Below are 26,253 nucleotides of genomic sequence, written 5' to 3'. Positions count from 1 at the left end.
GGCGGTCGGCCCGGGAACCATGAACCCGGCGACTGGCGTTCCGGTGGCGCAGGGCGCGGAGTCTCAGGGCTTCCTTGATCTCCACAACGGGCCAGCCTGGCGGAGCCGGGCCGGCTGCGGATGCCTCCGGAGGGGCCAAGCCGGGCTCGCATGCCCGACGCCGGCTTCCGGAAGCCTCATGCATAGCAGAATGATGACGGAAAGGCTACTGCCAATCCGCAGCCGGGTGCAGCCCTCTTACATCTCGTCGGCGGTGTCGGCCGTGGCCATCAGCGCCTCGGAGACGCCGCTCGCGTTCGCGCGGATGGCCGCCTCGATCCGTGCGGCAACGTCAGGATGCTCCTCAAGATACTTCTTGGCGTTCTCCCGGCCCTGGCCGATGCGCACGGACTCGTGGGAAAACCAGGCCCCGGACTTCTCGATGATGCCAGCCTTGACTCCAAGATCGAGGATCTCGCCGGTCTTGCTGATGCCGCTGCCGTACATGATGTCGAACTCGACCTGGCGGAAGGGCGGCGCCACCTTGTTCTTGACCACCTTCACCCGGGTCGTGTTGCCGATGATGTCGTCCCGGTCCTTGATCTGGCCGGTGCGACGGATGTCGAGGCGGACGCTGGCGTAGAACTTGAGCGCGTTGCCGCCCGTCGTCGTCTCGGGGTTGCCGTACATCACCCCGATCTTCATGCGCACCTGGTTGATGAAGATGACGATGGCGCGCGAGCGCGAGATGGAGCCGGTGAGCTTCCGGAGCGCCTGGCTCATGAGCCGGGCCTGGAGGCCAACGTGGCTGTCGCCCATCTCGCCCTCGATCTCGGCCCGGGGCACGAGGGCTGCAACCGAGTCGACGACGAGCACGTCGATCGCGTTCGAGCGGACGAGCGTGTCGGTGATCTCGAGCGCCTGTTCGCCGGTGTCGGGCTGGGAGACGATGAGATTGTCGGTGTCCACCCCCAGCTTCTTGGCATAGACTGGGTCGAGCGCGTGCTCGGCATCCACGAAGGCGGCGGTGCCGCCGGCCTTCTGCGCCTCGGCGATGACGTGGAGGGCAAGGGTGGTCTTGCCCGAGCTTTCCGGCCCGTAGATCTCGACGACGCGGCCGCGCGGCAGCCCGCCGATGCCAAGCGCGAGGTCGAGGCCGAGCGAGCCCGTCGAGATGGCCTCGATCTCGAGCGTCTCGCGGCTGCCGAGCCGCATGGCCGAGCCCTTGCCGAACGCGCGGTCGATCTGCGCCAGTGCCGCTTCCAGCGCCTTTTCCCGTTCCATCTTCCGTTCCGCCTCGCCAGAGCGACCCTTGGGATCTGGGCGTATCGGAACAAAGGGCGAAAGGGAAGGCCCCCGCCTCCGCCCCCGCCTCCCGGGCGCCTTGACTCCAGGGCTCGCCCCCCGGGCGCTGCTAGACCAGCGACTCGAGCGAGCGGCGGAGATCGGCGAGACGGTAGGGCTTGGGGAGAAAGGTGACGTCGAGCCCCTCGAGGGCTTCGCGGGCGCCGGCATCCGCGTAGCCCGAGACCAGCAGCACGGGGAGGCCGGGGCGGCGGGCGCGCAGCCGGCGCGCGAGCGCGATGCCGTCGAGGCCCGGCATGCGCACGTCGGAGACGAGGGCGCGCACCTCCGGGTGCCGGGCGAAGGCGGCCTCCGCGGCCTCGCCGCCCTCGACGGCGATGACCGCATAGCCCGCCTGCTCGAGGCCGCGCCGGGCGCAGGTGCGCAGCAGCTCCTCGTCCTCGGCAAGCAGGATGAGCGGCCTGGCGACCGGGCCTTGGTCCTCGCGGGCGGGTTCGGGGGGAAGTGCGGGCAGGTAGACGGTGAAGCAGGCGCCGCGGCGCGGGGCGTCGTCGAGGAGGAGGAAGCCGCCCGACTGCTTGACGAGCCCGTAGGCGGTAGGGAGGCCGAGCCCGGTGCCCGCGCCCTCGCCCTTGGTGGTGAAGTAGGGCTCGAAGATGCGGGCGCGAAGCTCGGGTGGCACGCCGGGGCCATCGTCGCTGACCGAGAGGGCCACATAGTCCCGGCTCGGCATGAAGCTCCGCGCCTCGGGCGGGAGGTCGTCCGCGGCCGTGCGCGCGAGCGTGATGGCGATGTGGCCGGGCCGCGCGCCGATCGCGTCGCGGGCGTTGGTGACGAGGTTCATGACCACCCGCTCGAGCGCCTGCGGGTCGGCCTCGACCAGGGCGCCGCGGCGGCTGGGGAGCGACAGCCCGATGTGGCGGCCGAGCAGCGCGCGGAGCATCGACTCCATCCGGCCGAGGAGGGCCGCGAGGTCGAGCCGGCAGGGGTGGAGCGTTTCCTGGCGCGAGAAGGCGAGGAGCTTCCTGATGAGGGCGCCGGCGCGTTCGGCCTGGCCGATGATCTCCCCCAGGTCGGCGGCAAGCTCGTCGTCGGGAGGGAGGCGGGCGCTCATCAGCTCGGCGGTTGCGAGGATCCCGCCGAGCATGGTGTTGAGATCGTGGGCGAGGCCGGCGGCGAGCAGGCCGACCCCCTGCATCCGCAGCGGCTCCGCGGCCGCGCCTCCGCCCGCGCCCTTCGTCCGCTCTCCCGCGACGGCTTCTCCCCGGAGCCCTTCCCCCCGCCGCGCTGTCCGGCCGGCGCCACCCCCTCGCCGTCGGCCGGGCGAGGCCGCGGCCCTTGGCCTCTCAGCCGTAGCGCTCCTCGGTCCAGGGGTCTCCGACATTGTGATAGCCGCGCACTTCCCAGAAGCCCGGCCTGTCAACGGCCGAAAACGCGATTCGGTTTAGCCACTTGGCGCTCTTCCAGAAGTAGTAGCGCGGGATGACCGCGCGCACCGGCCCGCCGTGCTCCCGCGAGAGAGGAACACCGTCATGGGAATGGGCGAGCAAACAGTCGTCTTCGGCGAAGTGCTCGAGGCGGAGATTGGTGGTGTAGCCGTCGTAGCCGTGGAGGATGACGTGGGCGGCCGACGGCAGCGGCTTCACGAGATCGAGGATGACCGAGGTCCGAACCCCGGTCCAGCGGTTGTCGTAGCGGCTCCACTGCGTCACGCAGTGAACGTCGGAGACATCTTCTGTCTGCGGCAGGCTGCGGAAGGCCTCCCAGTCGAGGGTGACGGGGTTGGCGACCGCGCCGTCAATGGTGAGCCGCCATTCGGCAAGCGGCACGTGCGGCTGGATTCCGAGATCGAGCACCGGCCAGCTGGTGACGAGCCGCTGGCCCGGGGGCAGGCGGAGCGAACGGTCCGGGTCGGGGTTGCCGGTGAGCAGCCGGCCGGCGCGCGCCCAGGCCTGCTTGGCCGCGACCAGCTTCGCCCGCGCGTCGGGGTCGTCGCCGCTACTCATGGGCGTGCCCGTCAGGCCGGCTCGACCGCGGCGCTGCGGCGCCGCAGGGTGCGCCGGCGCTGCCACTTGCGGGCGATCCAGAGGCGCCACCCGAGCTGGCCGGCGACGTAGCCGATCGCGGCTGCGGCCACGGCGAAGAGGATGAGGCCGAGGTAGGTGGTGCCCACCGTCTCGATCATAAGGGTCACCCATCGGTCGAGCGGGTTGTCGGTGGCGCCCAGCACGCGGTCGGCCTCGGCGCGGAAGTCGAGCAGCCACGCTCCGGCCTGGTAGGCGAGGACGTAGACGACCGGGAAGGTGACCGGATTGGTGACGAGGGTGGAAAGGGCGGCGACGGGCAGGTTGGCGCGGACGCCGAAGGCGAAGGCGGCCGCAAACGGCGTCTGCGCAATGGGGATCGCGAAGGCGGCGAACAGGCCGAGCGCCAGCCCGCGGGCGACGCCGCGGCGGTTGAACCGCCAGATGAGGGGGCTCGTCAGCTTGTGGGCAAAGGGGCGCAGGAAGCGGTTGCGCTCGAGCGCCTCGCGCGTGGGCAAACGCTTCAGCACCCAGTCCATCACGCCGCGGAGATAGTCCCTTGCCTGCCTGGACGGAAGGGCCGACCCCGCATGGCTGGCGCGCCGCCCCTGCAGCTGCTCAGCCCCGTTCGCGGAGCAGCCGGGCCTTCTCGCGCGCCCAGTCCCGGTCGCGCTCGGCCGCGCGCTTGTCGTGAAGCTTCCGGCCCTTTGCAAGCGCCAGCTCCACCTTCGCCCGGCCGCGGGCGTTGAAGTAGATCGAGAGCGGCACGAGCGTCATGCCCTCGCGGGCGACCGCGCCGTGGAGGCGGGCGATCTCGCGCGCATGAAGCAGCAGCTTGCGCGGCCGCCGCGGCTCGTGGTTGAAGCGGTTGCCGTGGCTCCACTCGGGGATGTTGGCGTTGACGAGCCACGCTTCCTCGCCGGTGACCTCGGCGTAGCTCTCGGCGATGCTGGCCTCCCCGGCGCGCAGCGCCTTCACTTCGGTGCCGGTCAGCACGATGCCGGCCTCGAACACGTCCTCGATGTCATATTCGTGGCGGGCCCGGCGGTTCTCGGCGGCAATCCGCGCCTTGACCGGCGCTGGCTTCGGGCGGGCCATGGCAGCGCGGCTCAGGGCGCGATGCCGGCGCGGGCGAGCGCGGCATCGACAGCCGCGCGCGCGGCCTCGCCTGGCAGCGGCACCGGCAGCCGGACCTCGGGCGACATGCCCCGCAGCAGCGCCAGCGCATGCTTGACGGGGCCGGGCGAGGGGTCGGCGAAGAGGGCGGTGTGGAGTGGCCACAGCCGGTCCTGGAGGGCGAGCGCAGTCGCGAAGTCACCGGCAAGCGCGGCGTTCACCTGCTCGGCGTTGAGCCGCGGGGCGACGTTGGCGGTGACCGAGATGGCGCCGTGGCCGCCGTGGGCGATGATGCCGAGGGTCATGTAGTCGTTCCCCGAGAGGATGAGGAAGTCGCGGCCGCAGAGCTCGCGGATCTCGGAGATGCGGTTGATGTCTCCGGTCGACTCCTTCACGCCGATGATGCGGGGGTGCTGGGCGAGCTCGGCCATCGTCTCGCTCGTCATGTCGATGCCGGTGCGTGCCGGGATGTTGTAGATGACGACCGGGATCGGGCTTGCGTCCGCCACTGCACGGAAGTGGGCAAGGAGCCCGCGCTGGCCGGGGCGGTTGTAGTAGGGGCAGACGACGAGCGCGGCATCGGCGCCGGCGGCGGCGGCGCGCGCGACGTGGTGGATGGCCACTGCGGTGTCGTTCGAGCCGCAGCCGGCGATGACCGGCACGCGGCCGCGCGCGGCGCGGACCGTGAGCTCGACGACGCGGTCGTGCTCCTCGATCGAGAGCGTGGCCGACTCCCCCGTGGTGCCGCAGGGCACGAGCCCCGCCGAGCCCTCCGCGATCTGCCACTCGACGAAGTCGCAAAGCGCCGCCTCGTCCACCCGGCCATCGCGGAACGGCGTGACGAGCGCGGGGAGGGAGCCGGAAAGGAAGGGCATGGGCGTCGGGTCCTAGGGCGTGGCGGGCAGGGGCGCCAGCAGTGGCGCGGCCGGTTCAGCCCGCCTAAAGCCTTGCCGATGCTTTCGCAACGGATGCGCCTTCCCGTCGTTTCCGCCGTTCTTGCCGCTGCCCTCGCCCTCGGTGCTCCGGCGGCCGCGCAAGGGAGCGAGGAGGCGTGGCTTGCCGCCGCCTTCCAGCGCAACGACATGGGCGCGGCAGCGCCGCCAGCCGGTGCGCCCACGCCGCTTGCCCAGGCGCTCGCCACCTGGGACTGGCTGCGCCGCGCGCGGAGCCCCGCCACGCGCCTGCCGCTTCCCGAGACGGCCGCCTGGCTTGCTGCCAACCCCGGCTTTCCCAACCACGCCGACATCCGCCGCCGTGCCGAGGTGCAGGCGGCCGACCCGGCGCTCACCTCCGACAGCGAGGCGCGCGCGTTCTTCGCCGCCGTCCAGCCCGAGACGGCAGCCGGGCGGGCGCGCTTTGCGCTCCTCACCCTCGAGCCCGAGCGGCAGGTCGTTGCCCGCCAGCAGGCCCGCGCCGCCTGGGTCTCGACCGGGGTGCCCGAGCCGCTCGAGCGCGCGCTCCTCGACCGGTTCGGACCGTTCCTGACCGCAGCCGACCATGCGGCGCGCGCGGACGCGCTGCTCTGGGCCGGCCAGACGACCGCCGCTGCCCGGATGCTGCCGCTCCTGCCCGAGGACGAGCGCGCGCTCGCCGCGGCGCGCCTTGCGCTGCGCACCAATGCGCCCGATGCCGAGGCGCGCGCGGCTTCGGTTCCGGCGAAGTTCCGCGAGCATGCCGGCCTCGTTCACGACCGGTCGCTCTGGCTCGAGCGCAACCGCCGGCTTGCGGACGCCGAGGCGCTGCTTGCCGGCGCCAGGGTGACGCCGGAGAGCATCACGGCGCCCCGCACCTGGCTGCAGCGGCGGCTCGCGCTCGGCCGCGCCGCCTGGCGGCGCGGCGACGCGCGGCTTGCCGAGCGGCTGCTCGCCAGCCACGGCATGACGATCGGCAGCGAGAGCCTTGCGCTGCCGCTTGGGGTGAGGGTCGATCTCTCCGACACCGAGTGGCTGGCCGGCTTCCTTGCGCTGCGGACGAACGGTCGGCCGGAGGAGGCCGCGCGCCACTTCGCCCGCTTCGGCCAGCTGGTGCAGACCCCCATCAGCCGCGCGCGCGGCGACTACTGGCTGGGGCGGGCGGAGCAGGCGCGGGGCAACTCGGCGGCGGCGACGGCGGCCTTCGAGCGGGCGGCGCAGCACTTCGACAGCTTCTACGGCCAGCTCGCCGCCGAGGCGCTGGGGCGCACGCCGGTGCTGCCGCGGGTCGCACCGGCTCCGGTTCCGGCGGAGATCCGTGCGGCGGTCGAGGCGCTGCCGCTTGCGCGGGCGCTGGTTCTCCTCGGGCGCATGGGCGATGGCGAGCGCCAGTCCCCCTTCGTGCGCGCGCTCGCGGCTGCCGTCTCCACGCCTGCCGAGCGGCGGGCGGCAGCCGAGCTCGGCCTCCGGCTCGACCGGCCGGACCTTGCCGTCTGGCTCTGGCGCGAGGCGCGGCCGGGCGGGGACCTCTCGCTTCTCGATCTTGCCTACCCGCGGCTGCCGGCCTCCGTTCCCGCCGACCGCTACATCTACGCCCACGCGATCGCCCGGCAGGAGTCGAGCTTCGACCGCTTCGCCCTGTCGTCGGCCGGGGCGCGCGGCCTCATGCAGCTGATGCCGGCGACCGCCGCGGATGTCGCGAAGCGCCTGGGGCTTCCGTTCGAGGCCCGGCGCCTCCTCACCGACCCGGCCTACAACATCCTCCTTGGCAGCGACTATCTCGGGCTCCGGCGGGACAATCTCGGCAACTGGATGCTGGCGGCCGCCGCCTACAATGCCGGCATCGGCAACGCGCGGCGCTTCATCGCCCAGAACGGCGACCCCCGGCAGATGGGGACGGAAGCCGTCATCGACTGGATCGAGGCCATCCCGATCGCCGAGACCCGCTCCTACGTGCAGCGGGTGACGGAGAACGCGGTCGTCTACTCCCTCCTCGAGCCCGGCCGGCCGGATGCCCGGCCACGGGCGTCCGCCTGGCTGCGCTAGGGCCTTGGCGTAGGGCGCGCGGCGCTAGAGCCGGGACTTGACCGGCTTCAGCGGATGCTCCGGGCCGGCGCGGCGGTCCCCGCGGGCAAGGGCGAACACCACGCCCGAAAGCGCGAGGAGCGCGACCAGGTTGGGCAGCGCCATGGCCGCGTTGGCGATGTCGCCGAGGCGCCAGACGAGCGTGAGGTCCTGGAAGGAGCCGACCCAGATGGCGAGGCACCAGAGGATGCGCCAGGCAAGGTGCAGCCGCCGCTCGCCCGCGGCCGAGGCGCCCGGCACCTGGTCATAGAGGAAGGTGATGGCCCGCTCGCCATAGTAGGACCAGGTGAGGAGCGTGGTGAAGACGAAGAGGACGAGCGCGACCGCGGCGACCAGGGTGCCGAGCGGGATCCCGGCCACGGGGAAGGGGAAGGCGGCGGCGAAGGCGCCCGAGGTCATGGCGAAGCCCGAGAGGTCGGACTGCCACGCGTGGGGGACCACGGCGACCGTGCCGTCGGGAAGCGCGTGGGTGAAGCGGCCCTCCACCGTCAGGATGACGAGCGCGGTCATGGTGCAGATGACGATGGTGTCGATGAAGGTGCCCATCATCGCGAAACGGCCCTGCGTTTCGGGATCGTCGGTCATGGCGACCGCATGGGCGATTGGAGTCGAGCCCTGGCCGGCCTCATTCGAGAAGAGGCCGCGGGCGACTCCGGCGCGGATGGCCATGATGATGGCAGCGCCGGCGAAGCCGCCGGTTGCCGCCTGCGGGCTGAAGGCGCCGGCGAAGATGCGCGAGAAGGTCTCGGGGATGGAGGGGAGGTCGAGGAGGATGGCGAGAAGCGCCATCAGGATGTAGGCGCCTGCCATCAGCGGCACGACGCGCTCGGCCACCGCGCCGATCGACCGGATGCCGCCCACGATCACCACGAAGACGAGCGCAGCCACCATGGCGCCGCCGATCGCATCGTCGAGCCCGGTCAGCTCGTTGATGGAGTCGGCAACGCTGTTGGCCTGGATGCCGTTGCCAGTGACGAGGGCGGAGAACAGCGTGCCGATGCAGAAGAGCGTGGCAAGCCAGCGCCAGCGGGGCCCGAGGCCCATCATGATGTAGGTCATGGGCCCGCCGCGCCAGTGGCCCTCCGGCGTCTTCTCGCGGTAGCGGATGGCAAGCGCGCCTTCGGCAAAGGCGAGCGCCATGCCGATGAGCGCCGTCACCCACATCCAGAAGATGGCGCCCGGCCCGCCAAGCGAGATGGCGGTCGCCACGCCGGCAAGGTTCCCGGTGCCGACCTGACCGGAAAGGGCGGTCGAGAGCGCGGCGAAGGGCGAGATCTCGCCGCTTCCGCTTCCCCGGCGGTCGCGCCCGAACAGCCCGGCGACCGCGCTGCCGAGCCGGCGCAGCGGGTAGAAGCGCAGGCCCGCCATGAAGAAGAGCCCGGTGCCGAGCAGCATGACCACCATGGGCGGGAAGGGGAGGACCTGCGCGCCGTTCCAGGTGCCCCCCCAGATGAAGTCGCTGAGGTTGACCACGCGGTCGATGACGCCTTCCATGGATGCTCCCTGCCTGATGCCCGGAGCCTGACGGGGCGGCGCGGAAATGTCGAGAGCCGGCGCGGGCGTCGCGGCGCGCGCCGGCCGTCCCTGTGGCAGGAGGGCCACCGCTGGCGGTTGCATGGCCCCGTGCCGATACCTTATCGCGCCGGTCATGCTTCTCGAGGTGGAGAACCTGTCCTTCCGCCACCCGGGCGGCGGCGGTGTCGGCCCGCTCGGCTTCACGCTGGCGCCTGCCGAGGCGTGCCTCCTCCTCGGCCCCTCCGGTTCGGGGAAGTCGACCCTCCTCCAGCTCGTCGCCGGCCTTCTCACCCCTGAGACCGGCACCATCCTGCTCGACGGCGAGCCCATGCACGCGCTCGGGCCCGCGGCGCGCGACGATCTCCGCCGTCGCACCACCGCGATCGTCTTCCAGTCTCTGCGGCTGGTCTCGGCCATCTCGGTCCATGCCAACCTCGCGCTTGCCCGCCGGCTCGCGGGGCTGCCGCCCGACCCGGGACGGATTGCCCGCCTGCTCGAGCGGCTGGGCCTGGCACCGCTTGCCGGGCGGCTGCCGCGGGCGCTCTCGCAAGGGGAAGCGCAGCGGGCGGCGCTCGCCCGGGCGCTGGTGACCGAGCCGCGGCTGCTGCTCGCCGACGAGCCCACCTCCGCGCTCGACGACGCCCAGGCGACGGCTGCGGCAACGCTGCTGCTCGACGCAGCGCGCGAGGCCGGGGCAGCGCTTCTCGTCGTGACGCACGATGCGCGCCTGAAGCCCCTGTTCGGCCGAGCCCTGGTGCTCGGTGCCGACGGCCGCCTCGCGGAAGACGCTGCGACGTGATCGGGCTTGCCCTTGCCTATCTGCGGGACCGCGCCGGCCAGACGGCGCTCAACGTGCTCCTGCTGGCGCTCGCGGTCGCCTCGCTCGTTGCCCTCCTCCTCGTCTCGGCGCGGGTGGAGGACCGGTTCGCCCGCGATGCCGCAGGCGTGGACCTCGTGGTGGGCGCGAAGGGTTCGCCGCTTCAGCTCATCCTCTCCGCAGTCTACCACCTCGACCAGCCGACCGGGAACGTGCCCGTGGAGACGCTGGCGCTGCTGCGCGCCGACCCTGGCGTCGCGCGGGCCATCCCGCTTGCGCTCGGCGACAATTTTCGCGGGTTCCGGATCGTGGGGACCGAGCCGGCCTTTCTCGCGCTCCATGGCTCCAAGCTTGTCGAGGGGCGCCTGTGGGAGGCGCCGATGGAGGCGGTGATCGGCGCCGAGGTGGCGCGGCGGACCGGCGCGCGCCTCGGGCAGAAGTTTCTCGGCAGCCACGGCCTCGGCGCGGACGAGGAAGGCGCGATGGCGCACGACCACGCCCCCTTCGTGGTGACGGGCATCCTCGCGCCGACCGGGACGGTCGCCGACCGGCTGATCCTGACCTCGGTCGAGAGCGTGTGGGACGTGCACGGCATCGCCCACGACGAGGCGCCCGGCTCTGCCCATGCGCACGACGACGGGCACGACCATGGCCATGCGCACGACCATGGCCATGCCCACGACCATGACCATGCCCACGCGGTGAAGGCGGACCCGGCGGGGACGGAAGGCGGCGCTGCCTCGCCGCTTGCGGCCCGGGGCGGGCCGGCGCCGGAGGTGACGGCGGTGCTGGTCTCCTATGCCTCGCCGGCCGCCGCCATCCGCCTGCCCGCGGCCATCAACCGCCAGACGGCGCTCCAGGCCGCGGTGCCGGCGCAGGAGACCGCCCGCTTCCTCACCCTCTTCGACGGGGCGATTGCCGGGGCGCGCGCGCTTGCGCTTCTGATTGCCGCGGCTGCCGCGCTCTCGATCTTCACCGTGCTGCTTTCGGCCGCGCGGGCGCGCGCCGGCGACCTCGCGCTGCTCCGGGTGATGGGGGCGTCGCCGGCCCGGGTGTTCGGCACCATCCTCGCCGAGGGGCTGCTGGTGGCGGCGGCGGGCGCCCTCCTCGGCCTCCTCATCGGGCACGCAGCGGTGGAGGCTGCCGCCCGGGCCTTCCCGACGCTGGGCGGGATCGGCCTTTCGGGGCTTGCCTTCCACCCGGGCGAGTGGGGCATCCTGGCCGGGGCGCTCGTCTTGGGCGCGCTCGCCGCGCTGGTGCCGGCGGCTGCCGGGTTCCGCACCGACCTTGCGGCAACGCTCGCCCGGGCCCAATAGGCGGCACATGCGCCAGATGCTCGCTCTCCTCCTCCTCGCGGCGGCCGCGCCGGCTCTTGCCTTCCAGGATGGCGGGCGGGCGCCGGTCGAGGACGTCTGGAAGCCGGCGCCGACGCCGAAGGGCGGGGTGTCGTGGCAGCTCCTCGAATCGACGAAGGAGACGACGCGGACGGATGCGCAGGGCTACATCCGCGCGAAGCCGGTGTTTCCGCCGGCGGTGAGAGCCCTTGCCGGCAAGCGGGTGCGGGTGGCGGGCTGGATGATGCCGCTCGAGAATGCGGCGCGGCAGCGCCACTTCGTGCTTCTCGCCTATCCGCCCGGGTGCCCCTTCCACTTCCACGCCGGGCCCACCCAGTTCATCGAGGTGAAGGCCGATACCGCCTTTCCGGTGGACATCGAGAACGCGCTCGTGGTGGAGGGGGTGCTGGAGCTGACCGGCGAGGACGAGAGCGGCATCTTCTACCGGCTTACGGGAGCGCGGCCGGGCTGAGGGGGGGCGGCCGGGCTGACGGGGGCGGAACACTGCGCCCCCCTGCCGCTGGCGCCCTCGCCGTTGCCGCTGCCGCCGCACCGCTGCCGCCCCTGCCGCCGCACCGCTGCCGCCCCTGCCGCCGCACCGCTGCCGCCGGGCGCGTGCCGCGAAGGCGGCAGGAAGGCGGGGGACGGGCCCTGCCACTCCGGCCCGCCTGCTCCTCGCTCCCGCCCTCGCCTCCGCCCTCGCTTCTGCCCTCGCGCCTGCCCCTCCTGGCCGGCCCAGCCCGCGGGGTGCTCCCCGTGCGGCTCAGGGGCTCAGTGCAGGCGGATGATCCCGTCCACGAGGCGCACCTCGGCCGGCTTCAGCAGCGCGGCATGGGCAATCCGGATCTCGTGGATGGTTGCCTCCACTTCGCGGCGCCAGTGGTCGAGGAAGCGCGCGAGCGCCGGGAACCTCGGTGCGACGTCGAGCGTCTGCCACACGAACTGCTGGAGGAGGGAGGGGTGGTCGGGCATCCAGTAATGGATTTCGGCCGTCAGGAGCCCGTGGCCCGCCAGGCGCTGCACGAAATCCGGATCCGCGCCCCGGTCCGACCCCCGGTGCGATCCCTGTCCGACATCCGTCATCATCGTCTCCCTTGCACTGGGTGCTCCGCTCCGCCGGACTTCTGTTCCTTCATCGCGCTGTCAGGTTGCTCCTGTCATGGCCCTGTCATGGCGATGCTTCCAGAGAACGGCGGCGGAGGCAAGACCCTGAGGTGGTAGGGGAAATCCGGCAGCACTCGGCAGAGCCGAGTGCCACGGGCTCGACACTGCCGCCGCCGCCTGTCAGGAGCGTGGCCATGCCCCCCGAGGCCCCCGACACGGAGGAGACTGACCCCATGGCCCTGCGCGCATCCGTCGCAGCCCTTGCCCTCGCGCTGGCCGCCGCGCCCGCCGCTGCCGAACCCGTCGCAGCCGATGCCACCGAGTCCGCCGCCGCCAACCCGCTGATCGGCGAATGGACGCTGCCCTACGGCGCGCCGCCCTACGACCGGATCCGGCCGGAGCACTACGAGCCGGCGATTGCCGCGGCCATGGCCGAGACCCGCCGTGCGCTCGATGCCATCGCGACCAGCCGGGCGCGGCCGACCTTCGCCAACACCATCGAGGCCATGGAGCGCGCGACCCTGCCCCTCTCGCGGGTGACGGCGGTGTTCTTCACGGTCACCGGCGCCAATGGCACACCCGAGATCCAGGCGATCGAGGGCAGGGTGCAGCCCATGCTCGCCCGCTTCCGGTCCGAGACCTACCTCGACCAGCGGCTGTGGCGGCGCGTGAAGGCGCTCCACGATCAACGGGACCGACTGAAGCTCACGCCGGAGCAGGCGCGCCTCCTCGAGGTCACGCACCGCAACTTCGTCCGCGCCGGGGCGGCGCTGGGCGACGCCGAGCGCCAGCGCATCGCCGCCATCGACGAGCGGCTCTCGGCGCTCGGAGTCGCCTTCGCCCAGAAGCTCGTCGCCGACCAGAAGGCCTCCGACCTGTTCCTGACCGAGGCCGAAGTGGCGGGCCTGCCGGAGGATGCGAAGGCCGCGGCCGCCGCAGCTGCAAGCGCGCGGGGGCAGGCCGGCTACCTCGTCGCCTCCACCCGCTCCGACGTGGAACCGTTCCTCACGCTCGCCACCAACCGCGCGGCGCGCGAGAAGGTCTGGCGCGCCTTCGTCATGCGCGGCGACAACGGCAACGCCAACGACACCAACGCCCTCATCCGCGAAACGCTCCAGCTCCGGCTCGAGCGGGCGCGCCTGCTCGGCTACCCCACCCACGCCCACTATGCGCTGGAAACGAGCATGGCGAAGACGCCGGAGGCAGCTCTCGCCCTCTCGCGCGCCGTCCTCGATGCGGGCCTCGCCCGGGCCCGCGAGGAGGAAGCCGAGCTCCTGAAGCTGGCCGCTGCCGACGGCCTCAACCGGATCGAGCCCTGGGACTGGCGCTTCTACGCCGAGAAGGTCCGCCAGCAGCGCTTCGCCTTCGACGAGGGGCAGCTGAAGCAGTATCTGCCCCTCGAGGGCATGGTCCAGGCGCTCTGGGAGACGGTCGACCGTCTCTTCGGCCTGAAGGTCGCCGAGCGCCCCGACATCCCGGGCTATGCGACAGGCGTGCGCGTCTTCGAGGTGAAGGAGGCGGATGGCCGCCACGTCGGGCTCTTCTATGCCGACTGGTTCACGCGGCCGACCAAGCGCCCGGGCGCCTGGATGAACGAGATCCGCACCCAGAACGGCCTCACCGGCGCCACCCCCATCGTCGTCAACAACTGCAACTATGTCGTGCCGGCCGCCGGCCAGCCCGCGCTCCTCTCGCTCGACGATGCCGACACGCTGTTCCACGAGTTCGGTCACGCGCTCCACGGCCTGCTCTCGGCCACGCGCTACCCCTCGCTCGCCGGCACGGCGGTCTACCGCGACTTCGTCGAGTTCCCGAGCCAGGTGCTCGAGCACTGGGTGACCGAGCCGGAGATCCTCTCCCGCTTCGCGAAGAACGCCCGTGGCGAGCCGATGCCGCAGGCGCTGCTCGAGCGCGTGCTGGCCGCCCGCACCTTCAACCAGGGCTTCCTGACCGTCCAGCAGCTCGCCTCGGCGATGGTCGACATGGAGCTTCACCTGCTGGCCGACATCCCCGCCGACTTCGACCCCCGGGCCTTCGAGGCCGCCACGCTCGCCCGGCTCGGCGTGCCCGAATCGGTCGGCATGCGCCACCGCCTCGCCCACTTCACCCACCTGTTCCAGGGCGGGGGCTATGCCGCCGGCTACTATGCCTACACCTGGGCCGAGGTGCTGGAAGCCGACGCCTTCGACGCCTGGAAGGAGGCCGGCGGCCCGTGGGACCGGACGGTCGCCGACCGCTACCGCCGCGAGATCCTGAGTGTCGGCAACAGCCGCGACCCGGCCGCAAGCTACGTGGCCTTCCGCGGCCGGATGCCGACCGCCGACGCGCTGCTCCGGAACCGGGGCCTCGCGGCGCCGGCGTCCGCGTCAGCCGCGCGCTGAGCGCCTCGCGACGAAGCCCGCCACCCGCCGGAGCCCCTCGGCAAGGCGCGCGTCTTCTGCCGTGAGGCTGAGGCGCAGGTGCCCTGAGCCTGCGCTGCCGAAGGCGGAGCCGGGCAGCGTGCACACCCCCGTTTCCTCGAGGAGAGCGCGGGCGAAGGCGATGTCGTCGCCGCCGACGCGGAGGAAGGCGAACATGCCGCCGTCGGGCGGAGCCAGCGTGCAGCCGGGCAGGTTGCCGAGGAGGGCGGCGGCCAGCCGGGCGCGGCGGGCGAAGCCGGCGCGGTAGGGGCCGAGCGCATCCTCCGGCAGCGCGAGGGCGGCGAGCGCTGCATCCTGCACGAACGGCGGCACGCCGAAGATCGCGGCAGCCGACCATTCCTCGAACGCGGGCATCAGCGCAGCCGGCGCGATCGCCCAGCCGATGCGGAAGCCCGTCATCGCGTGGCTCTTCGACAGGCTGTCGAGGACGATGGTGCGCTCCCGCGGCCCGTGGCGGAGCGCCGAGACGTGCGGCCCTCCGAAGGTGAGCGCGCCATAGACCTCGTCGGAGACGAGCCAGAGGTCGTGGCCAGAGCAGAGGTCCGCGAGCGCGGCGAAGCCTTCGGCGTCGATCGCGCGGCCGGTGGGGTTGGCCGGCGTGTTGACGAGCACGGCGCGCGTCCGCGGGGTGACTGCCGCGGCCAGCCGGCCGACATCGAGCGCGAAGCCGGGCGGCGCCATGGGCACGGCCACCAGCCGCGCGCCGGCGGCGGCGGCGGTCCCGGCGTAGGTGGCATAGTGCGGGTCGGGCGAGAGCACCTCGTCGCCCTCGCCGCAGACGAGGTGGAGGACCGCCGCGAGCGCTGCCTGGGCGCCGGGGAGCACGGCCACTTCGTCCGGGGAAACGCCCCGCGCAGCGGCGATGGCCGCCCGCAGCGCCGGCTCGCCCAGGAGCGGCGCGTAGCCGGTGCGCCCGGCCGCGAGCGCCGCGCGCGCGGCCTCGATGGCGGCCGCGGGCGGCGGATCCTCGGGCTGGCCGATCGAGAGCGCGATGACCTCGCGCCCCTCGGCGCGAAGGTCGCGTGCCCGGTCGAGGATGGCGAAGGCCTCGGCGGCGCCGGCTGCGAGCATTGGCGCAACGCGCGGCGCGAGCGGCGGGTGCGGCGGGCGCGTGAGGGGCGTGGCGGCCGGGCGGGTCGACATTGCCGGGCCGATAGGGCAGACGCGGCGCATGGCCAATGCCGAGATGCTCTTCTCGCTCGCAAGTGCGGCTGCTCTCCTCGGCTGGGCCATCCTTGCCGTCGCCGGGTTCCTGCGCGCCCGTGCGCCGCTCGTCCTTGCCGCCCGCCTCGTGGCGGCGGGGCTTGCCGGCCTCTATGTCGTGCTGCTCGCCCGCGGCGTCGCCCTTGGCCCCGGCCTCCCTGAAGGCGCTGGCTTCTCGACGCTCGCTGGCGTCGAGGCGCTCTTCTCCCGCCGCGAGGCCATTCTTGGCGGCTGGGTTCATTTTCTGGCCTTCGACCTCTTCGTCGGCAGCTGGGAAGCGGAGGACGCGGGCCGGCGGCGGATGCCGGGCTGGGTGCTCCTGCCCTGCCTCGCCCTCACCCTCTTCGCCGGGCCGGCCGGGCTCCTCCTCTACCTTCTCCTCGCGCTCGGCTGGCGCGCGCGCTGACGGCCGCCCCGGGCAAAGGGCCGCGGCATGGTAAGCCCGCGAGACTCCGATTGCGGGGGCCGCCGGCGCTGCCTACATTCGGCCTCGGAAACGGAGACCCCATGGCCGACAACCCGCGCAAGCCGCCCTCGCCGATGATGAAGAACCTGCTCCTGTGGGCGGGCATCCTCTTCGCGCTCGTCCTCGTGGTGCAGGTGGTGCAGGGCCCTTCGCGCAGCGAGCGCGGCGGGCAGGAGATCGCCTACTCCGAGTTCCTGAAGAAGATCGACGAAGGCCAGGTCCGCGAGGTGGCCATCTCCGGCCGCCAGATCACCGGCACGCTCACCAACGAGACCAGCTTCCGCACCTACAACCCGGGCGACATGCAGCTCATCGAGCGGCTGCGCACGCGCAACGTCCGCTTCGATGCCGTGCCCGAGGAGCGGCCGGGCCTGCTGCAGCAGATCGTGGTGGGCGCACTGCCCTTCCTCCTCATGATCGGCATCTGGATCTTCTTCATGCGGCAGATGCAGAACGGCCAGGGCCGGGGTGCCATGGGCTTCGGCAAGTCGCGCGCGCGCCTCCTCACCGAGAAGCATGGCCGCGTGACCTTCGACGACGTGGCCGGAATCGACGAGGCCCGCGAGGAGCTGCAGGAGATCGTCGACTTCCTGAAGGACCCGTCGAAGTTCCACCGCCTCGGCGGGAAGATCCCCAAGGGCGCGCTGCTCGTCGGCCCGCCGGGCACGGGGAAGACGCTGCTCGCCCGCGCCATCGCCGGCGAGGCGAACGTCCCCTTCTTCACCATCTCGGGCTCGGACTTCGTCGAGATGTTCGTGGGCGTCGGCGCGAGCCGAGTGCGCGACATGTTCGAGCAGGCCAAGAAGAACGCGCCCTGCATCATCTTCATCGACGAGATCGATGCAGTCGGCCGGCACCGCGGCGCAGGGCTCGGCGGCGGCAACGACGAGCGCGAGCAGACGCTGAACCAGCTGCTCGTCGAGATGGACGGGTTCGAGTCGAACGAGGGCATCATCATCATCGCGGCGACCAACCGGCCCGACGTGCTCGACCCGGCGCTGCTCAGGCCCGGCCGGTTCGACCGGCAGATCGTCGTCGGCCGGCCCGACATCGAGGGCCGCGAGAAGATCCTCCAGGTCCACATGCGCAAGGTGCCGCTCGCCCCCGACGTCAATGCGCGCGTGATCGCCCGCGGCACGCCGGGCTTCTCGGGCGCGGACCTTGCCAACCTCGTCAACGAGGCCGCCCTCCTTGCCGCGCGGCGGGGCAAGCGGCTCGTCTCCATGGCCGAGTTCGAGGACGCCAAGGACAAGGTGATGATGGGCGTCGAGCGCAAGTCCATGGTGATGACCGAGGAGGAGAAGAAGCTGACCGCCTACCACGAGGCGGGCCACGCCATCGTCTCGCTCCACGAGCCGGCCTCCGACCCCATTCACAAGGCGACCATCATCCCGCGCGGCCGGGCGCTCGGCATGGTGATGCGCCTGCCCGAGCGCGACAGCTATTCCTTCGCCCGCGACAAGATGTACGCGAACCTCTCCGTCGCCATGGGCGGCCGGGTGGCCGAGGAGATCATCTTCGGCGCCGACAAGGTGACGAGCGGCGCCTCGGGTGACATCCAGATGGCGACCGACCTTGCCCGCGCGATGGTCACGCAGTGGGGCATGTCGGAGAAGCTCGGGCCACTCAAGTACACCGAGAACCAGGAGGAGGTGTTCCTCGGCCATTCGGTGACGCGCCAGCAGAATGTCTCGGAGAAGACCGCCGAGCTGATCGACGCCGAGATCAAGCGCCTCGTGACCGAGGGCTATGAGCGGGCTCGCAAGATCCTTACCGAGAACATCGACCAGCTGCACGCGCTGGCCAATGCGCTTCTCGAGTACGAGACGCTGACGGGCGAGGAGATCAAGAAGGTGGTGGCCGGCGAGAAGATCGACCGTCTCGACCCGGCGAAGGCGAAGCCGGCGGTGGTGACCGGCGGCGTCGCCGGGATCCCGCGCGCGGGCAAGCGCCCGTCCGCCGGCTTCGGCGGCGATCCGGAGCCGCGTCCGGCCGCCTAGCCTGCGCCCGGCCCGGCGGGCAGGGCGGGCTCGGGGGGAGGCGGGGCTCGGGGGGAGGCGGGGCTCGGGGGGAGGCGCAGGGGGAGGCGGGCCTCGGGGGGAGGCGCACCGGTCGGACGGCCCGGCGCGCGGCTAGGCCGTTGCGGGTGCGACGGGGGGAGCGGGGCGCGGTCGGCGGCCTGGACCGAGGCCCTCGACGAGGGCATCGAACACGGCGCGGCAGCGCGGGCTCGTCTTCAGGTCCTCGTGCATGACGATGTAGAGCGGCAGCTCGGGCCGGACCGTGGCGGCGAGAAGCGGCACGACATCCGGCTCTCCCGCCACCGCCTCGACAAGGCAGAGGCCGATCCCGACCCCTGCACGGACGGCGGCCAGCTGCACCGCGAAGCTGTCGGTCGCAAGCCGGAAGGCGGTCCGTTCCGGCGCGTCCTTCCCCACGAAGTCCGCGAGGTCGATGGGCAGCCGGTCGGGGCCGATGAGATCGTGCGCGGCAAGATCGGCAAGGGTCTCGGGCGTGCCGCGCCGGGCGAGATAGGCCCGGTGGGCGTGGAAGCCCAGCCGGAACGGCGGCAGGCGCTTCGCGACGAGCGCGGTCTGGCGCGGCGCGAAGAGGCGCACGGCGATGTCCGCCTCGCGCTCGAGGAGGTTCTCGGCGGCATTGCTGACGGCAAGCTCGACCCGGACTCCGGGATGGCTGAGGGAAAGACGGGCGAGGATCGGTGGAAGCCAGTCCGCCGCGATGATCTCGCTTGCCGTCACGCGGACCACGCCGCTCGCGTCACCCGCGCCGGCGGTCGCCGTGCGGTGGAGGGCGGCGATCGCACGGGCCACGCTCTCGGCGTGGGGCCGAAGCGCCGCACCGGCGTCCGTGGGGACAAGGCCCCTGGGGGTGCGGACGAAGAGATCCCGGCCGATCTCCGCCTCGAGCGCGTCGACATGGCGGGCCAGCGTGGGCTGGGTGAGGCCGAGCGCCCGGGCCGCTGCGGAGAGCGAGCCGGTCTCGATGACGGCGAGGAAGCTCCGGTAGAGGCTCCAGTCGGGCGGCCGGCTCACGGATTTTCCTATAGCCGATCACCAAAGTTCTGCAATTTTGGTCGAGGCGGCAATGGGCGAGACAGGCGGTGCCGCGGGTGCCGGAATCGTCTGGCGCCGGGCGGCGAGGAGACGATCCATGATCCATGTTGTCACCATCCTGCTTGCGAGCTTCCCGCTCATCGCCCTGCTGACCGGTGTCGGCATGGCATGAGCCGGCCGGCGGGGTTGCCGGAGGCGGGCATGGGCCGCTAGGGCCGAAGGGGTCGAAGGTTCCGGAGACCCCGCCCGTGACGGCCCATGTCCGCATCTCGCTCCCCGACGGCTCCGCGCGCGAGATGCCGCGCGGAACGACGGCAGCCGAGCTTGCCGCGGCGATCGGGCCGGGGCTTGCGAAGGCGGCGCTGGCCGCCCGGGTCGATGGCGAGCTGGTCGATCTCGAGCGGCCCATCGAGCACGACGCCTCTGTTGCGCTGGTGACGGCGAAGGACGAGGCCGATGCGCTCGAGCTCGTCCGCCACGACTATGCGCACGTCCTTGCCGAGGCGGTGCAGCGGCTGTTCCCGGGCACCCAGATCACCTTCGGGCCCGCCACCGAGGACGGCTTTTACTATGACTTCGCTCCGCCGCCCGGGCGCGGTCCCTTCACCGAGGCCGACCTCCCCGTCATCGAGGAGGAGATGCGGCGCATCATCCGCGCCGACAAGCCGCTCCGCCGCGAGGTGTGGGACCGCGATGCCCTGATCGCCAGGTGGAAGGCCGAGGGCGAGCACTTCAAGGCCGAGTGGGCAGCCCAGCTTCCCGAGGGTGAGGAGATCACCGTCTACTGGTCGGGCGACGACTGGATGGACATGTGCCGCGGCCCGCACCTGCCGTCGACCGGCCGGCTGGACCCGGAGGCGTTCCGGCTGACCCGCGTCTCGGGGGCCTACTGGCGCGGCGACCCGCGGAACCCGCAGCTCTCGCGCATCTACGGCACCGGCTGGCTCAACCGGAAGCAGCTCGAGGCCCACCTCGCCCGGCTGGAGGAGGCCGCGAAGCGCGACCACCGCCGGCTGGGGCGCGAGATGGGCCTTTTCCATCTGCAGGAGGAGGCGCACGGCTCGGTCTTCTGGCACCCGAGGGGCTGGATGATCTACCGCCAGCTCGAGGCCTACATGCGCCGGCGGCTCGACGCGGCCGGCTATCTCGAGGTGCGCACCCCCCAGCTCATGAGCGCGCGGCAGTGGGAGCAGTCGGGCCACTGGGGCAAGTACCGGGAGAACATGTTCGTTGTCCCCGACGAGATCCCGGCCACGGAGGATGGGAAGCCGATCGTCTCGGGCAAGGGCGAGTTCCTGGCGCTGAAGCCGATGAACTGCCCGGCCCACGTGCTCATCTTCCGGCAGGGGCTCAAGAGCTACCGCGACCTGCCGCTCAGGCTGGCGGAGTTCGGCTGCTGCCACCGCAACGAGCCGCACGGCGCGCTCCATGGCCTCATGCGGGTGCGCCAGTTCACCCAGGATGACGCCCACATCTTCTGCCGCGAGGATCAGCTCGTCTCCGAGGTGGCGGCCTTCATCGACCTGCTCGACCGGGTCTATCGCGACCTTGGCTTCGCGCGCTACGCGATCAAGCTCGCGCTCCGGCCTGCGCAGCGCTTCGGGTCGGACGCGATGTGGGACTGGGCGGAGCAGTCGCTGAGGGACGCAGTGGCGGCGACCGGGCGCAACACGCCCGAGCACGGCTGGGAGGAGCTGCCAGGCGAGGGGGCCTTCTATGCGCCGAAGCTCGAGTTCCACCTCGAGGACGCCATCGGCCGCACCTGGCAGGTGGGCACCATCCAGACCGACACGGTGCTTCCCGAACGGCTGGATGCAAGCTACATCGGCGAGGACGGCGCGCGCCACCGGCCGGTGATGCTGCACCGGGCCATCCTCGGCTCGTTCGAGCGCTTCATCGGCATCCTCCTCGAGCACCATGCCGGGCGGCTGCCGATGTGGCTGGCCCCCGTGCAGGTGGTGGTGGCCACCATCGTCTCCGATGCCGACGGCTGGGCTGGCGAGGTCGCAGCGGCGCTTGCTGCGGCCGGGCTCAGGGTGGAGACCGATTTTCGCAACGAGAAGATCAACCTGAAGGTTCGGGAGCACAGCCTGATGAAGGTGCCGGTGATGCTGGTGGTAGGCCGGCGCGAGGCGGCCGAGCGCACGGTCGCGGTGCGCCGGCTCGGCGAGGAGCGGCAGGAAACGCTGCCGCTCGACACCCTCGTCCCGGCGCTCGTCGCCGAGGCCACCCCGCCCGACCTCAGGTCCGCAGCATGACCGCCGACATCCGCCGGCTCACCGACCGCTTCTCGGCAAGCCCGCAGATCACTCCGCAAGACGTGCCGGCGATCGCCGCGGCCGGCTTCGGCCACATTGTCAACAACCGCCCCGACGGCGAGGTGCCGGGCCAGCCGACGGGGGCCGAGATTGCCGCCGCGGCGGCCGCCGTCGGGCTCGGCTACACCGAGATCCCGGTCGACCACAGCGGCTTCTCGCTGGAGCAGGTGGCGGCCCTCAGAGCCGTGCTCGCGGCTGCCGACCGGCCGGTCCTCGGCTTCTGCCGTTCCGGCACCCGCTCGACCCTCCTCTGGGCCCTTGCCGAGGCGGCGGCCGGTGCCGAACCCGAGTCGCTCCTCGAGACCGCGGCGGCGGCCGGCTACGACGCGCGACCCGTGCTGCCGCTCATGCTCCGGCTGCGGCGCGCTTGATGGCCGCTCCGCCGCCCCCTAGGCCGGCGGGGTGAACGAGGCGTTCGAGAAGCTCGTGGCGGAGGCGCCCTACGGCAGGGCCGAGCCGCTCTCGCCTCTCGTGCGGCGGGTGCTGGCGCGCAATCCCTCGCCCTTCACCTTCACCGGCACCGGCACCTACATCGTCGGGCGGGGCGAGGTGGCGGTGATCGACCCCGGCCCGGCGGACGCTGCGCACATCGCCGCCATCCTCGAAGCGACCAAGGGCGAGACCATCGCCGCCATGCTCGTCACCCATACCCACCTCGACCATTCGCCCGGCGCAGTGCCGCTCAAGGCGGCGTGCGGGGCGCCGGTCTTGGGCTGTGCGCCGCTGATGCTTGCCGACGACGGCCCGCGGGCTGACGCCGGGTTCGATGCCGGCTATGCCCCCGACCGGGTGCTCGCCGACGGCGAGGCGGTCTCAGGACCGGGCTGGACGCTGCGCGCGGTCGCAACCCCGGGCCACACTTCGAACCACCTCTGTTTTGCACTGGAGGAGGAAGGTGCGCTCTTCACCGGCGATCACGTGATGGGCTGGTCGACGACCGTGGTGGCGCCGCCCGACGGCGACATGGCGGCCTACATGGCGAGCCTTGCGAAGCTGCTGGACCGGGACGACCGGCGCTACTACCCCGCGCACGGCGCGCCGGTCGAGGAGCCGCAGCGCTGGGTCAGGCACCTGATTGCCCATCGCCGCCAGCGCGAGGCGCAGATCCTTGCCCAGCTTGCGCGAGGGCCGCGGACGGTCCCGGAGATGGTGGAGGCCATGTATGCGGCCGTCGACCGCCGGCTGTGGGGCGCGGCGGGCCGGTCGGTGCTGGCGCATCTCCTTGATCTTGCCGCGCGCGGGGAAGTGGAACGCGGGGAGGGCGAGACCTGGGTGCGCCGGGCGTGAGGGCGGCGGCCGCGTTTCTTGCCGGGCTGGTGGTGGCGGCGACCGCGGGTGCGGCCCTGCTGCTGGCGGAGCCAGCGCTGCGGGCGCGCCTGCTGCCGGGCGCGGCGGTGCGGGGCGAGACGGTGGTGGCGGCGACGCTCGAGGCGGTGAGGCGCGAGCAGAAGCTCCTCGTGTTCGCGGCCTGGGTGACGGCCGACGTCACCTCGACGGTCCAGAAGACCTTCCTCGACCTGGCGGTGCCGGGAACCGCCATCACCAGGACGCTCATCGTGCCAGGCGAGGTGCGCTATGCGATCGACCTTTCGGCCCTGACCGATGCCGACCTTGGCTGGAACCAGGCAACCCGGACGCTCACGGTCCGCATGCCGCCGGTCGAGCCGCTCGACCCGGTGATCCGGCTGGAGCGGATGCGCATCTATACCGAGAAGGGGCTGCTCGCCGCCGTCACCGGCGTGGAGCAGATGGCAGACGAGATGAACCGGAAGGCGATCGCCCGCGAGCTGATGGCCCAGGCGAGGACGCCCGAGCTCATGCGGCTTGCCGAGGCGGCCGGCGCCGAGGCGCTGCGCAACAGCTTCCTCCTGCCGCTGCGCGCGGCGGGGCTCGAAGGCGTCAGCGTCGAGGTGGTGCGGCCGGCCGCGCGGGAGGAGTGACGGCAACGGCGGGGGCGATGCCGCACGCCGCGCGGAGCGGGCATGGCGGCGGAGCCGGCGCCGGGAGCGGCCGGGGCCAAGGGAGGCGGCGGGGCCGCAGCGAACCTCGCCCGCGCATGCTCCGGGCCGAAGCCGGTCTCCGCGCTCCGGCGGTCTGCCGCGGCGTGCCGCGCGCTCAGGCGCGCTCGAGCCGGGCTTCGCCGTCGGGCACGCGGAAGCGGGCGTGGGTGGAGAGCCGCCCGCCCGGGGCCCGCACCGTGTCCACCACCCGGAAGTCGCAGGTCCAGGCCTTGGGAGTCACCGTCATCACTGCATAGCCGCGCTCGTCGCGGACATAGGCGAGACCCGGGTTGCGGCGCAGGACCTCTGCGTGCTCGGGCCGCGTGCCCGGGCCGTCCGAGCCGGAGGAGATGGAGGTGGTCACGAACTCGACCGCCTGCGCCGGGCTGTCGGGCCGCGCGCCGGACCGGCGCACCTCGCCTGCCCAGTGCTGGTGCTCGTCACCGGTCAGCACCACGAGGTTCCGCACCCGCTCCAGCCGGCCGAGCAGCCGGTCGCGCGGGGCGAGATAGCCCGCCCAGCTGTCGACGTTCACGCCGCGCGGTTCGGGCTCGCGGCCGCGCTCGAGGTTCATCATCATCACCTGCTGGAGGAGCGCGTTCCACCGCGCCTCGCCGAAGCCCCGGACCAGCCAGTCCTCCTGCGCGCGGCCCAGCATCTCGGCCTTGGGGTCACGGATCTCGGGGCAGAGGCTTCCGAACCGGTCGCCGCAGGGCTGGTTGGTGCGGAAGGCGCGGGTGTTGAGGAGGCGCGCGTCGAGCAGGCGGCCGAAGCGGTACTGCCGCCAGGGCCCCGAGAGCGCGTTCCGCGGGAAGGCGTCGGCGCGCACCGGCATGAACTCGTACCAGGCCTGCATCGCCGCCGCCCGGCGCAGCAGGAAGAGATCGGCCGGCAGGTCCTCCTCGGGCGGGACGTCGCCGGCCCAGTTGTTCACCACCTCGTGGTCGTCGTAGCTCGCAAGCCAGGCCGCCGAGCGGTGCGCTTCCTGGAGGTCGAGGTCGAGCCTAATCTGGCTGTAGCGGCGGCGGTAGTCGTCGAGCGAGAAGGTCTCGGGGCCGTCGTGGCGGCGCACCGTCGGCACCATCTGGCCGAGCCCAAACGAGAAGACGGCCGCGCGCGGGCCGTATTCATACATGTAGTCGCCATAGTGGAAGATGGCGTGGCAGTCCTCGGCGGCGAGGTGCCGGAAGGCGGTGTAGAGGCCCGACTGATAGTCCTGGCAGCCGGCGACGCCGAGCCGCACCTCGGCCACCTCCGCACCCGGCGCGGGCAGGGTGCGCGCGCGCCCGGCAACCGAGCGTTCGCCGCCGGCCACGAAGCGGTAGTGGTAGACGCGGTCGGGGCGCAGCGTCTCGAGGGTCACGTGGACCGAGTGGCCGAGCTCCGGCCGCGCCACCACCTCACCCTCGGCCACGAGGGTCGAGAAGGACGGGCTCTCCGACACCTCGTAGCGGACGAGCGCCGGCCGGTTGCCGAGCCCGCGGTCGGGCTCCTGCGGCTTCGGGGCAAGCCGGGTCCAGATGACGAAGCCCCGGTCGTCGGGGTCGCCCGCCGCGACTCCGAACGGGAAGGGGAAGTCGACGAAGGACACGGGTGCGGCGAGGCGGGCGAGCGCGGGGGCGGCAAGCGCGGCACCGGCGGTGGCGAGGAGCGTGCGGCGGTCGAGCATGGCCCAAAGGCTTGCCCGCGTCGCGTGACAGGCTCAAGACAGGCCCATGCTGCTCGAGCCGAGCCAGGTGCCCTCGCCATGCCGAAACGTCTGCCGCCTCGAGCGGCGCATCTGCGTCGGCTGCGGGCGCACGCCGGACGAGATCGCCCGCTGGCCGACCGCCTCTGACCCGGAGCGGCGCGCCATCCGGGCCGCAGCCGCCGCCCGGCTTCCGGACTGCGCCCGCCGCCGCTAGGAGAGGGGGATGGACCCGAAGCCTCCGGTGCTGCTCGCGCCGTCCATCCTCGCGGCGGATTTCGCGCGGCTGGGGGAGGAGGTGGCGGCAATCGACGCTGCCGGCGCCGACTGGATCCACGTCGACGTCATGGACAACCACTTCGTGCCGAACCTCACCATCGGCCCGATGGTGGTGAAGGCGCTGCGGCCCTGGTCGGCCAAGCCGTTCGACGTGCACCTCATGGTGAGCCCGGCGGACGCGCTGGTCGAGGCCTTCGCCGAGGCGGGGGCCGACATTCTCTCCGTCCACCCCGAGGCTGGGCCGCACCTGCACCGGACGCTCGCGCGGATCCGGGCGCTCGGCAAGCGCGCGGGCGTGGTGCTGAACCCGGCCACCCCGCTCCAGGCGGTGGAGCCGGTGCTCGACATGGTCGACCTCGTACTGGTGATGTCGGTCAACCCCGGCTTCGGCGGCCAGGCCTTCATCGAGGGCGCACTGCCGCGGATTGCGGCGCTGCGGCGCATGATTGACCGCACGGGCCGGGCCATCGCGCTCGAGGTGGATGGCGGGATCGGCCCGGAGACGGCGGCCTCCGTCGTGGCCGCCGGGGCGACGGTGCTGGTGGCGGGCACGGCGGCGTTCCGCGGCGGGCGCGAGGCCTATGCCGGGAACCTCGCGGCCCTGCGCGGCTGAGGG

Annotated in this window: 25 protein-coding genes; 14 read left to right on the top strand and 11 right to left on the bottom strand. The window is 72.7% G+C overall.

Annotated elements, in window-relative coordinates; all coding sequences use genetic code 11:
• Positions 1-237: 237 nt before the first annotated feature.
• The 6 genes from recA to dapA all read right to left on the bottom strand — a co-directional run bounded on the left by recA (position 238) and on the right by dapA (position 5,299).
• Entirely contained in the window at positions 238-1,263 is a 1,026-nt protein-coding gene (gene recA / locus H3H34_RS06105) for a recombinase RecA (protein WP_194744394.1), read from the bottom strand.
• A 130-nt stretch (positions 1,264-1,393) separates the two neighbouring features.
• Entirely contained in the window at positions 1,394-2,482 is a 1,089-nt protein-coding gene (locus H3H34_RS06100; RefSeq protein ID WP_194744393.1) for a hybrid sensor histidine kinase/response regulator, read from the bottom strand.
• Between the two features lie 148 nt (positions 2,483-2,630).
• Positions 2,631-3,290 carry a sulfite oxidase-like oxidoreductase gene (locus H3H34_RS06095; protein ID WP_194744392.1) on the bottom strand — a complete coding sequence of 220 codons (660 nt, stop codon included), beginning with the start codon at positions 3,288-3,290 and terminating at the stop codon, positions 2,631-2,633.
• An 11-nt stretch (positions 3,291-3,301) separates the two neighbouring features.
• Positions 3,302-3,847: a DUF2062 domain-containing protein gene (locus tag H3H34_RS06090; RefSeq protein ID WP_194744866.1), complete on the bottom strand. Its 546-nt coding sequence runs from the start codon at positions 3,845-3,847 to the stop codon at positions 3,302-3,304.
• 79 nt (positions 3,848-3,926) lie between these two features.
• Positions 3,927-4,406, bottom strand: coding sequence for an SsrA-binding protein SmpB (gene smpB / locus H3H34_RS06085; RefSeq protein WP_194744391.1), 480 nt, complete (start codon positions 4,404-4,406; stop codon positions 3,927-3,929).
• An 11-nt stretch (positions 4,407-4,417) separates the two neighbouring features.
• Complete coding sequence (dapA, locus tag H3H34_RS06080; RefSeq protein ID WP_194744390.1) at positions 4,418-5,299, bottom strand: 4-hydroxy-tetrahydrodipicolinate synthase; 882 nt, start codon at positions 5,297-5,299, stop codon at positions 4,418-4,420.
• Positions 5,300-5,392: 93 nt separating this feature from the next.
• On the opposite strand from dapA, the gene H3H34_RS06075 reads away from it, so the two are divergent.
• Positions 5,393-7,381 carry a lytic transglycosylase domain-containing protein gene (locus H3H34_RS06075; RefSeq protein ID WP_194744389.1) on the top strand — a complete coding sequence of 663 codons (1,989 nt, stop codon included), beginning with the start codon at positions 5,393-5,395 and terminating at the stop codon, positions 7,379-7,381.
• A gap of 24 nt (positions 7,382-7,405) precedes the next feature.
• Here the strand turns inward: H3H34_RS06075 and H3H34_RS06070 are convergent, their stop codons facing one another.
• Complete coding sequence (locus H3H34_RS06070) at positions 7,406-8,914, bottom strand: alanine/glycine:cation symporter family protein (RefSeq protein WP_194744388.1); 1,509 nt, start codon at positions 8,912-8,914, stop codon at positions 7,406-7,408.
• 154 nt (positions 8,915-9,068) lie between these two features.
• On the opposite strand from H3H34_RS06070, the gene H3H34_RS06065 reads away from it, so the two are divergent.
• From H3H34_RS06065 to H3H34_RS06055, 3 genes are read left to right on the top strand one after another with little or no spacing between them, the layout of a single operon-like run.
• Positions 9,069-9,734, top strand: a complete 666-nt coding sequence (locus H3H34_RS06065; RefSeq protein WP_194744387.1) for an ATP-binding cassette domain-containing protein — start codon at positions 9,069-9,071, stop codon at positions 9,732-9,734.
• Complete coding sequence (locus H3H34_RS06060) at positions 9,731-11,068, top strand: ABC transporter permease (protein WP_194744386.1); 1,338 nt, start codon at positions 9,731-9,733, stop codon at positions 11,066-11,068. The genes H3H34_RS06065 and H3H34_RS06060 overlap by 4 nt, the downstream gene beginning before the upstream one ends.
• A gap of 7 nt (positions 11,069-11,075) precedes the next feature.
• Positions 11,076-11,558 carry a DUF3299 domain-containing protein gene (locus H3H34_RS06055; RefSeq protein WP_235945434.1) on the top strand — a complete coding sequence of 161 codons (483 nt, stop codon included), beginning with the start codon at positions 11,076-11,078 and terminating at the stop codon, positions 11,556-11,558.
• A gap of 299 nt (positions 11,559-11,857) precedes the next feature.
• On the opposite strand, the gene H3H34_RS06050 is transcribed toward H3H34_RS06055, so the two are convergent.
• A complete protein-coding gene (locus H3H34_RS06050) occupies positions 11,858-12,169 on the bottom strand; it encodes an usg protein (RefSeq protein ID WP_194744385.1) in 312 nt (103 codons plus the stop codon).
• 215 nt (positions 12,170-12,384) lie between these two features.
• On the opposite strand from H3H34_RS06050, the gene H3H34_RS06045 reads away from it, so the two are divergent.
• Entirely contained in the window at positions 12,385-14,571 is a 2,187-nt protein-coding gene (locus H3H34_RS06045) for a M3 family metallopeptidase (protein WP_235945432.1), read from the top strand.
• Here H3H34_RS06045 and H3H34_RS06040 read toward each other — a convergent pair.
• Entirely contained in the window at positions 14,557-15,753 is a 1,197-nt protein-coding gene (locus H3H34_RS06040; RefSeq protein WP_194744384.1) for a pyridoxal phosphate-dependent aminotransferase, read from the bottom strand. The two genes, H3H34_RS06045 and H3H34_RS06040, sit on opposite strands and share 15 nt — an antisense overlap.
• A 28-nt stretch (positions 15,754-15,781) precedes the next feature.
• Between H3H34_RS06040 and H3H34_RS06035 the strand changes: the two genes are divergently transcribed.
• Together H3H34_RS06035 and ftsH are read left to right on the top strand one after the other, a co-directional pair.
• Positions 15,782-16,219 (top strand): ABA4-like family protein, encoded by a 438-nt coding sequence (locus H3H34_RS06035; RefSeq protein WP_194744383.1) that lies wholly within the window; start codon positions 15,782-15,784, stop codon positions 16,217-16,219.
• A gap of 101 nt (positions 16,220-16,320) precedes the next feature.
• Positions 16,321-18,279 carry an ATP-dependent zinc metalloprotease FtsH gene (ftsH, locus tag H3H34_RS06030; protein ID WP_194744382.1) on the top strand — a complete coding sequence of 653 codons (1,959 nt, stop codon included), beginning with the start codon at positions 16,321-16,323 and terminating at the stop codon, positions 18,277-18,279.
• A 132-nt stretch (positions 18,280-18,411) separates the two neighbouring features.
• Here ftsH and H3H34_RS06025 read toward each other — a convergent pair whose 3' ends face one another.
• Positions 18,412-19,332: a LysR family transcriptional regulator gene (locus H3H34_RS06025; RefSeq protein WP_194744381.1), complete on the bottom strand. Its 921-nt coding sequence runs from the start codon at positions 19,330-19,332 to the stop codon at positions 18,412-18,414.
• A gap of 52 nt (positions 19,333-19,384) precedes the next feature.
• Here H3H34_RS06025 and H3H34_RS06020 point away from each other — a divergent pair, with 52 nt between their 5' ends.
• The 5 genes from H3H34_RS06020 to H3H34_RS06000 all read left to right on the top strand — a co-directional run bounded on the left by H3H34_RS06020 (position 19,385) and on the right by H3H34_RS06000 (position 23,611).
• Entirely contained in the window at positions 19,385-19,525 is a 141-nt protein-coding gene (locus H3H34_RS06020; RefSeq protein WP_194744380.1) for a hypothetical protein, read from the top strand.
• Between the two features lie 76 nt (positions 19,526-19,601).
• Positions 19,602-21,611, top strand: a complete 2,010-nt coding sequence (gene thrS, locus H3H34_RS06015; protein WP_194744379.1) for a threonine--tRNA ligase — start codon at positions 19,602-19,604, stop codon at positions 21,609-21,611.
• On the top strand, positions 21,608-22,042 hold the full coding sequence (locus H3H34_RS06010) for a TIGR01244 family sulfur transferase (RefSeq protein WP_194744378.1): 435 nt from the start codon (positions 21,608-21,610) through the stop codon (positions 22,040-22,042). The genes thrS and H3H34_RS06010 overlap by 4 nt, the downstream gene beginning before the upstream one ends.
• Positions 22,043-22,073: 31 nt before the next feature.
• Positions 22,074-22,958 (top strand): MBL fold metallo-hydrolase, encoded by an 885-nt coding sequence (locus H3H34_RS06005; RefSeq protein WP_194744377.1) that lies wholly within the window; start codon positions 22,074-22,076, stop codon positions 22,956-22,958.
• Positions 22,955-23,611, top strand: a complete 657-nt coding sequence (locus tag H3H34_RS06000; protein ID WP_194744376.1) for a DUF4230 domain-containing protein — start codon at positions 22,955-22,957, stop codon at positions 23,609-23,611. Before H3H34_RS06005 ends, H3H34_RS06000 begins: the two co-directional genes overlap by 4 nt.
• 175 nt (positions 23,612-23,786) lie before the next feature.
• On the opposite strand, the gene H3H34_RS05995 is transcribed toward H3H34_RS06000, so the two are convergent.
• The gene (locus tag H3H34_RS05995; protein ID WP_194744375.1) at positions 23,787-25,340 is read right to left on the bottom strand and encodes an alkaline phosphatase D family protein; all 1,554 of its coding nucleotides are present in this window, start codon (positions 25,338-25,340) and stop codon (positions 23,787-23,789) included.
• A gap of 46 nt (positions 25,341-25,386) precedes the next feature.
• Between H3H34_RS05995 and H3H34_RS05990 the strand changes: the two genes are divergently transcribed.
• Together H3H34_RS05990 and rpe are read left to right on the top strand one after the other, a co-directional pair.
• Positions 25,387-25,575 (top strand): DUF1289 domain-containing protein, encoded by a 189-nt coding sequence (locus H3H34_RS05990; RefSeq protein ID WP_194744374.1) that lies wholly within the window; start codon positions 25,387-25,389, stop codon positions 25,573-25,575.
• 9 nt (positions 25,576-25,584) lie between these two features.
• Positions 25,585-26,250: a ribulose-phosphate 3-epimerase gene (gene rpe / locus H3H34_RS05985; protein ID WP_194744373.1), complete on the top strand. Its 666-nt coding sequence runs from the start codon at positions 25,585-25,587 to the stop codon at positions 26,248-26,250.
• Positions 26,251-26,253 lie beyond the last annotated feature (3 nt).

The sequence above is a fragment of the Thermaurantiacus tibetensis genome (assembly GCF_015354055.1).
GTDB classification, from domain to species: Bacteria; Pseudomonadota; Alphaproteobacteria; order Sphingomonadales; family Sphingomonadaceae; genus Thermaurantiacus; species Thermaurantiacus tibetensis.
Note: the sequence above shows the minus strand (reverse complement) of the source record. Positions and strands in the feature narration are given on the sequence as shown.

What these genes read in the sequence shown, in the direction of transcription:
- H3H34_RS06045 (WP_235945432.1), top strand. Translation starts at nt 12,385, where the DNA reads ATGCCCCCCGAGGCCCCCGACACGGAGGAGACTGACCCCATGGCCCTG.
- H3H34_RS06055 (WP_235945434.1), top strand. Translation starts at nt 11,076, where the DNA reads ATGCGCCAGATGCTCGCTCTCCTCCTCCTCGCGGCGGCCGCGCCGGCT.
- H3H34_RS06050 (WP_194744385.1), bottom strand. Translation starts at nt 12,169, where the DNA reads ATGACGGATGTCGGACAGGGATCGCACCGGGGGTCGGACCGGGGCGCG.
- dapA (WP_194744390.1), bottom strand. Translation starts at nt 5,299, where the DNA reads ATGCCCTTCCTTTCCGGCTCCCTCCCCGCGCTCGTCACGCCGTTCCGC.
- H3H34_RS06040 (WP_194744384.1), bottom strand. Translation starts at nt 15,753, where the DNA reads ATGTCGACCCGCCCGGCCGCCACGCCCCTCACGCGCCCGCCGCACCCG.
- smpB (WP_194744391.1), bottom strand. Translation starts at nt 4,406, where the DNA reads ATGGCCCGCCCGAAGCCAGCGCCGGTCAAGGCGCGGATTGCCGCCGAG.
- H3H34_RS06075 (WP_194744389.1), top strand. Translation starts at nt 5,393, where the DNA reads ATGCGCCTTCCCGTCGTTTCCGCCGTTCTTGCCGCTGCCCTCGCCCTC.
- recA (WP_194744394.1), bottom strand. Translation starts at nt 1,263, where the DNA reads ATGGAACGGGAAAAGGCGCTGGAAGCGGCACTGGCGCAGATCGACCGC.
- H3H34_RS06070 (WP_194744388.1), bottom strand. Translation starts at nt 8,914, where the DNA reads ATGGAAGGCGTCATCGACCGCGTGGTCAACCTCAGCGACTTCATCTGG.
- H3H34_RS06065 (WP_194744387.1), top strand. Translation starts at nt 9,069, where the DNA reads ATGCTTCTCGAGGTGGAGAACCTGTCCTTCCGCCACCCGGGCGGCGGC.
- H3H34_RS05995 (WP_194744375.1), bottom strand. Translation starts at nt 25,340, where the DNA reads ATGCTCGACCGCCGCACGCTCCTCGCCACCGCCGGTGCCGCGCTTGCC.
- H3H34_RS06010 (WP_194744378.1), top strand. Translation starts at nt 21,608, where the DNA reads ATGACCGCCGACATCCGCCGGCTCACCGACCGCTTCTCGGCAAGCCCG.
- ftsH (WP_194744382.1), top strand. Translation starts at nt 16,321, where the DNA reads ATGGCCGACAACCCGCGCAAGCCGCCCTCGCCGATGATGAAGAACCTG.
- H3H34_RS06100 (WP_194744393.1), bottom strand. Translation starts at nt 2,482, where the DNA reads ATGCAGGGGGTCGGCCTGCTCGCCGCCGGCCTCGCCCACGATCTCAAC.
- H3H34_RS06020 (WP_194744380.1), top strand. Translation starts at nt 19,385, where the DNA reads ATGGGCGAGACAGGCGGTGCCGCGGGTGCCGGAATCGTCTGGCGCCGG.
- H3H34_RS06035 (WP_194744383.1), top strand. Translation starts at nt 15,782, where the DNA reads ATGGCCAATGCCGAGATGCTCTTCTCGCTCGCAAGTGCGGCTGCTCTC.
- H3H34_RS06095 (WP_194744392.1), bottom strand. Translation starts at nt 3,290, where the DNA reads ATGAGTAGCGGCGACGACCCCGACGCGCGGGCGAAGCTGGTCGCGGCC.
- rpe (WP_194744373.1), top strand. Translation starts at nt 25,585, where the DNA reads ATGGACCCGAAGCCTCCGGTGCTGCTCGCGCCGTCCATCCTCGCGGCG.
- H3H34_RS05990 (WP_194744374.1), top strand. Translation starts at nt 25,387, where the DNA reads ATGCTGCTCGAGCCGAGCCAGGTGCCCTCGCCATGCCGAAACGTCTGC.
- H3H34_RS06090 (WP_194744866.1), bottom strand. Translation starts at nt 3,847, where the DNA reads ATGGACTGGGTGCTGAAGCGTTTGCCCACGCGCGAGGCGCTCGAGCGC.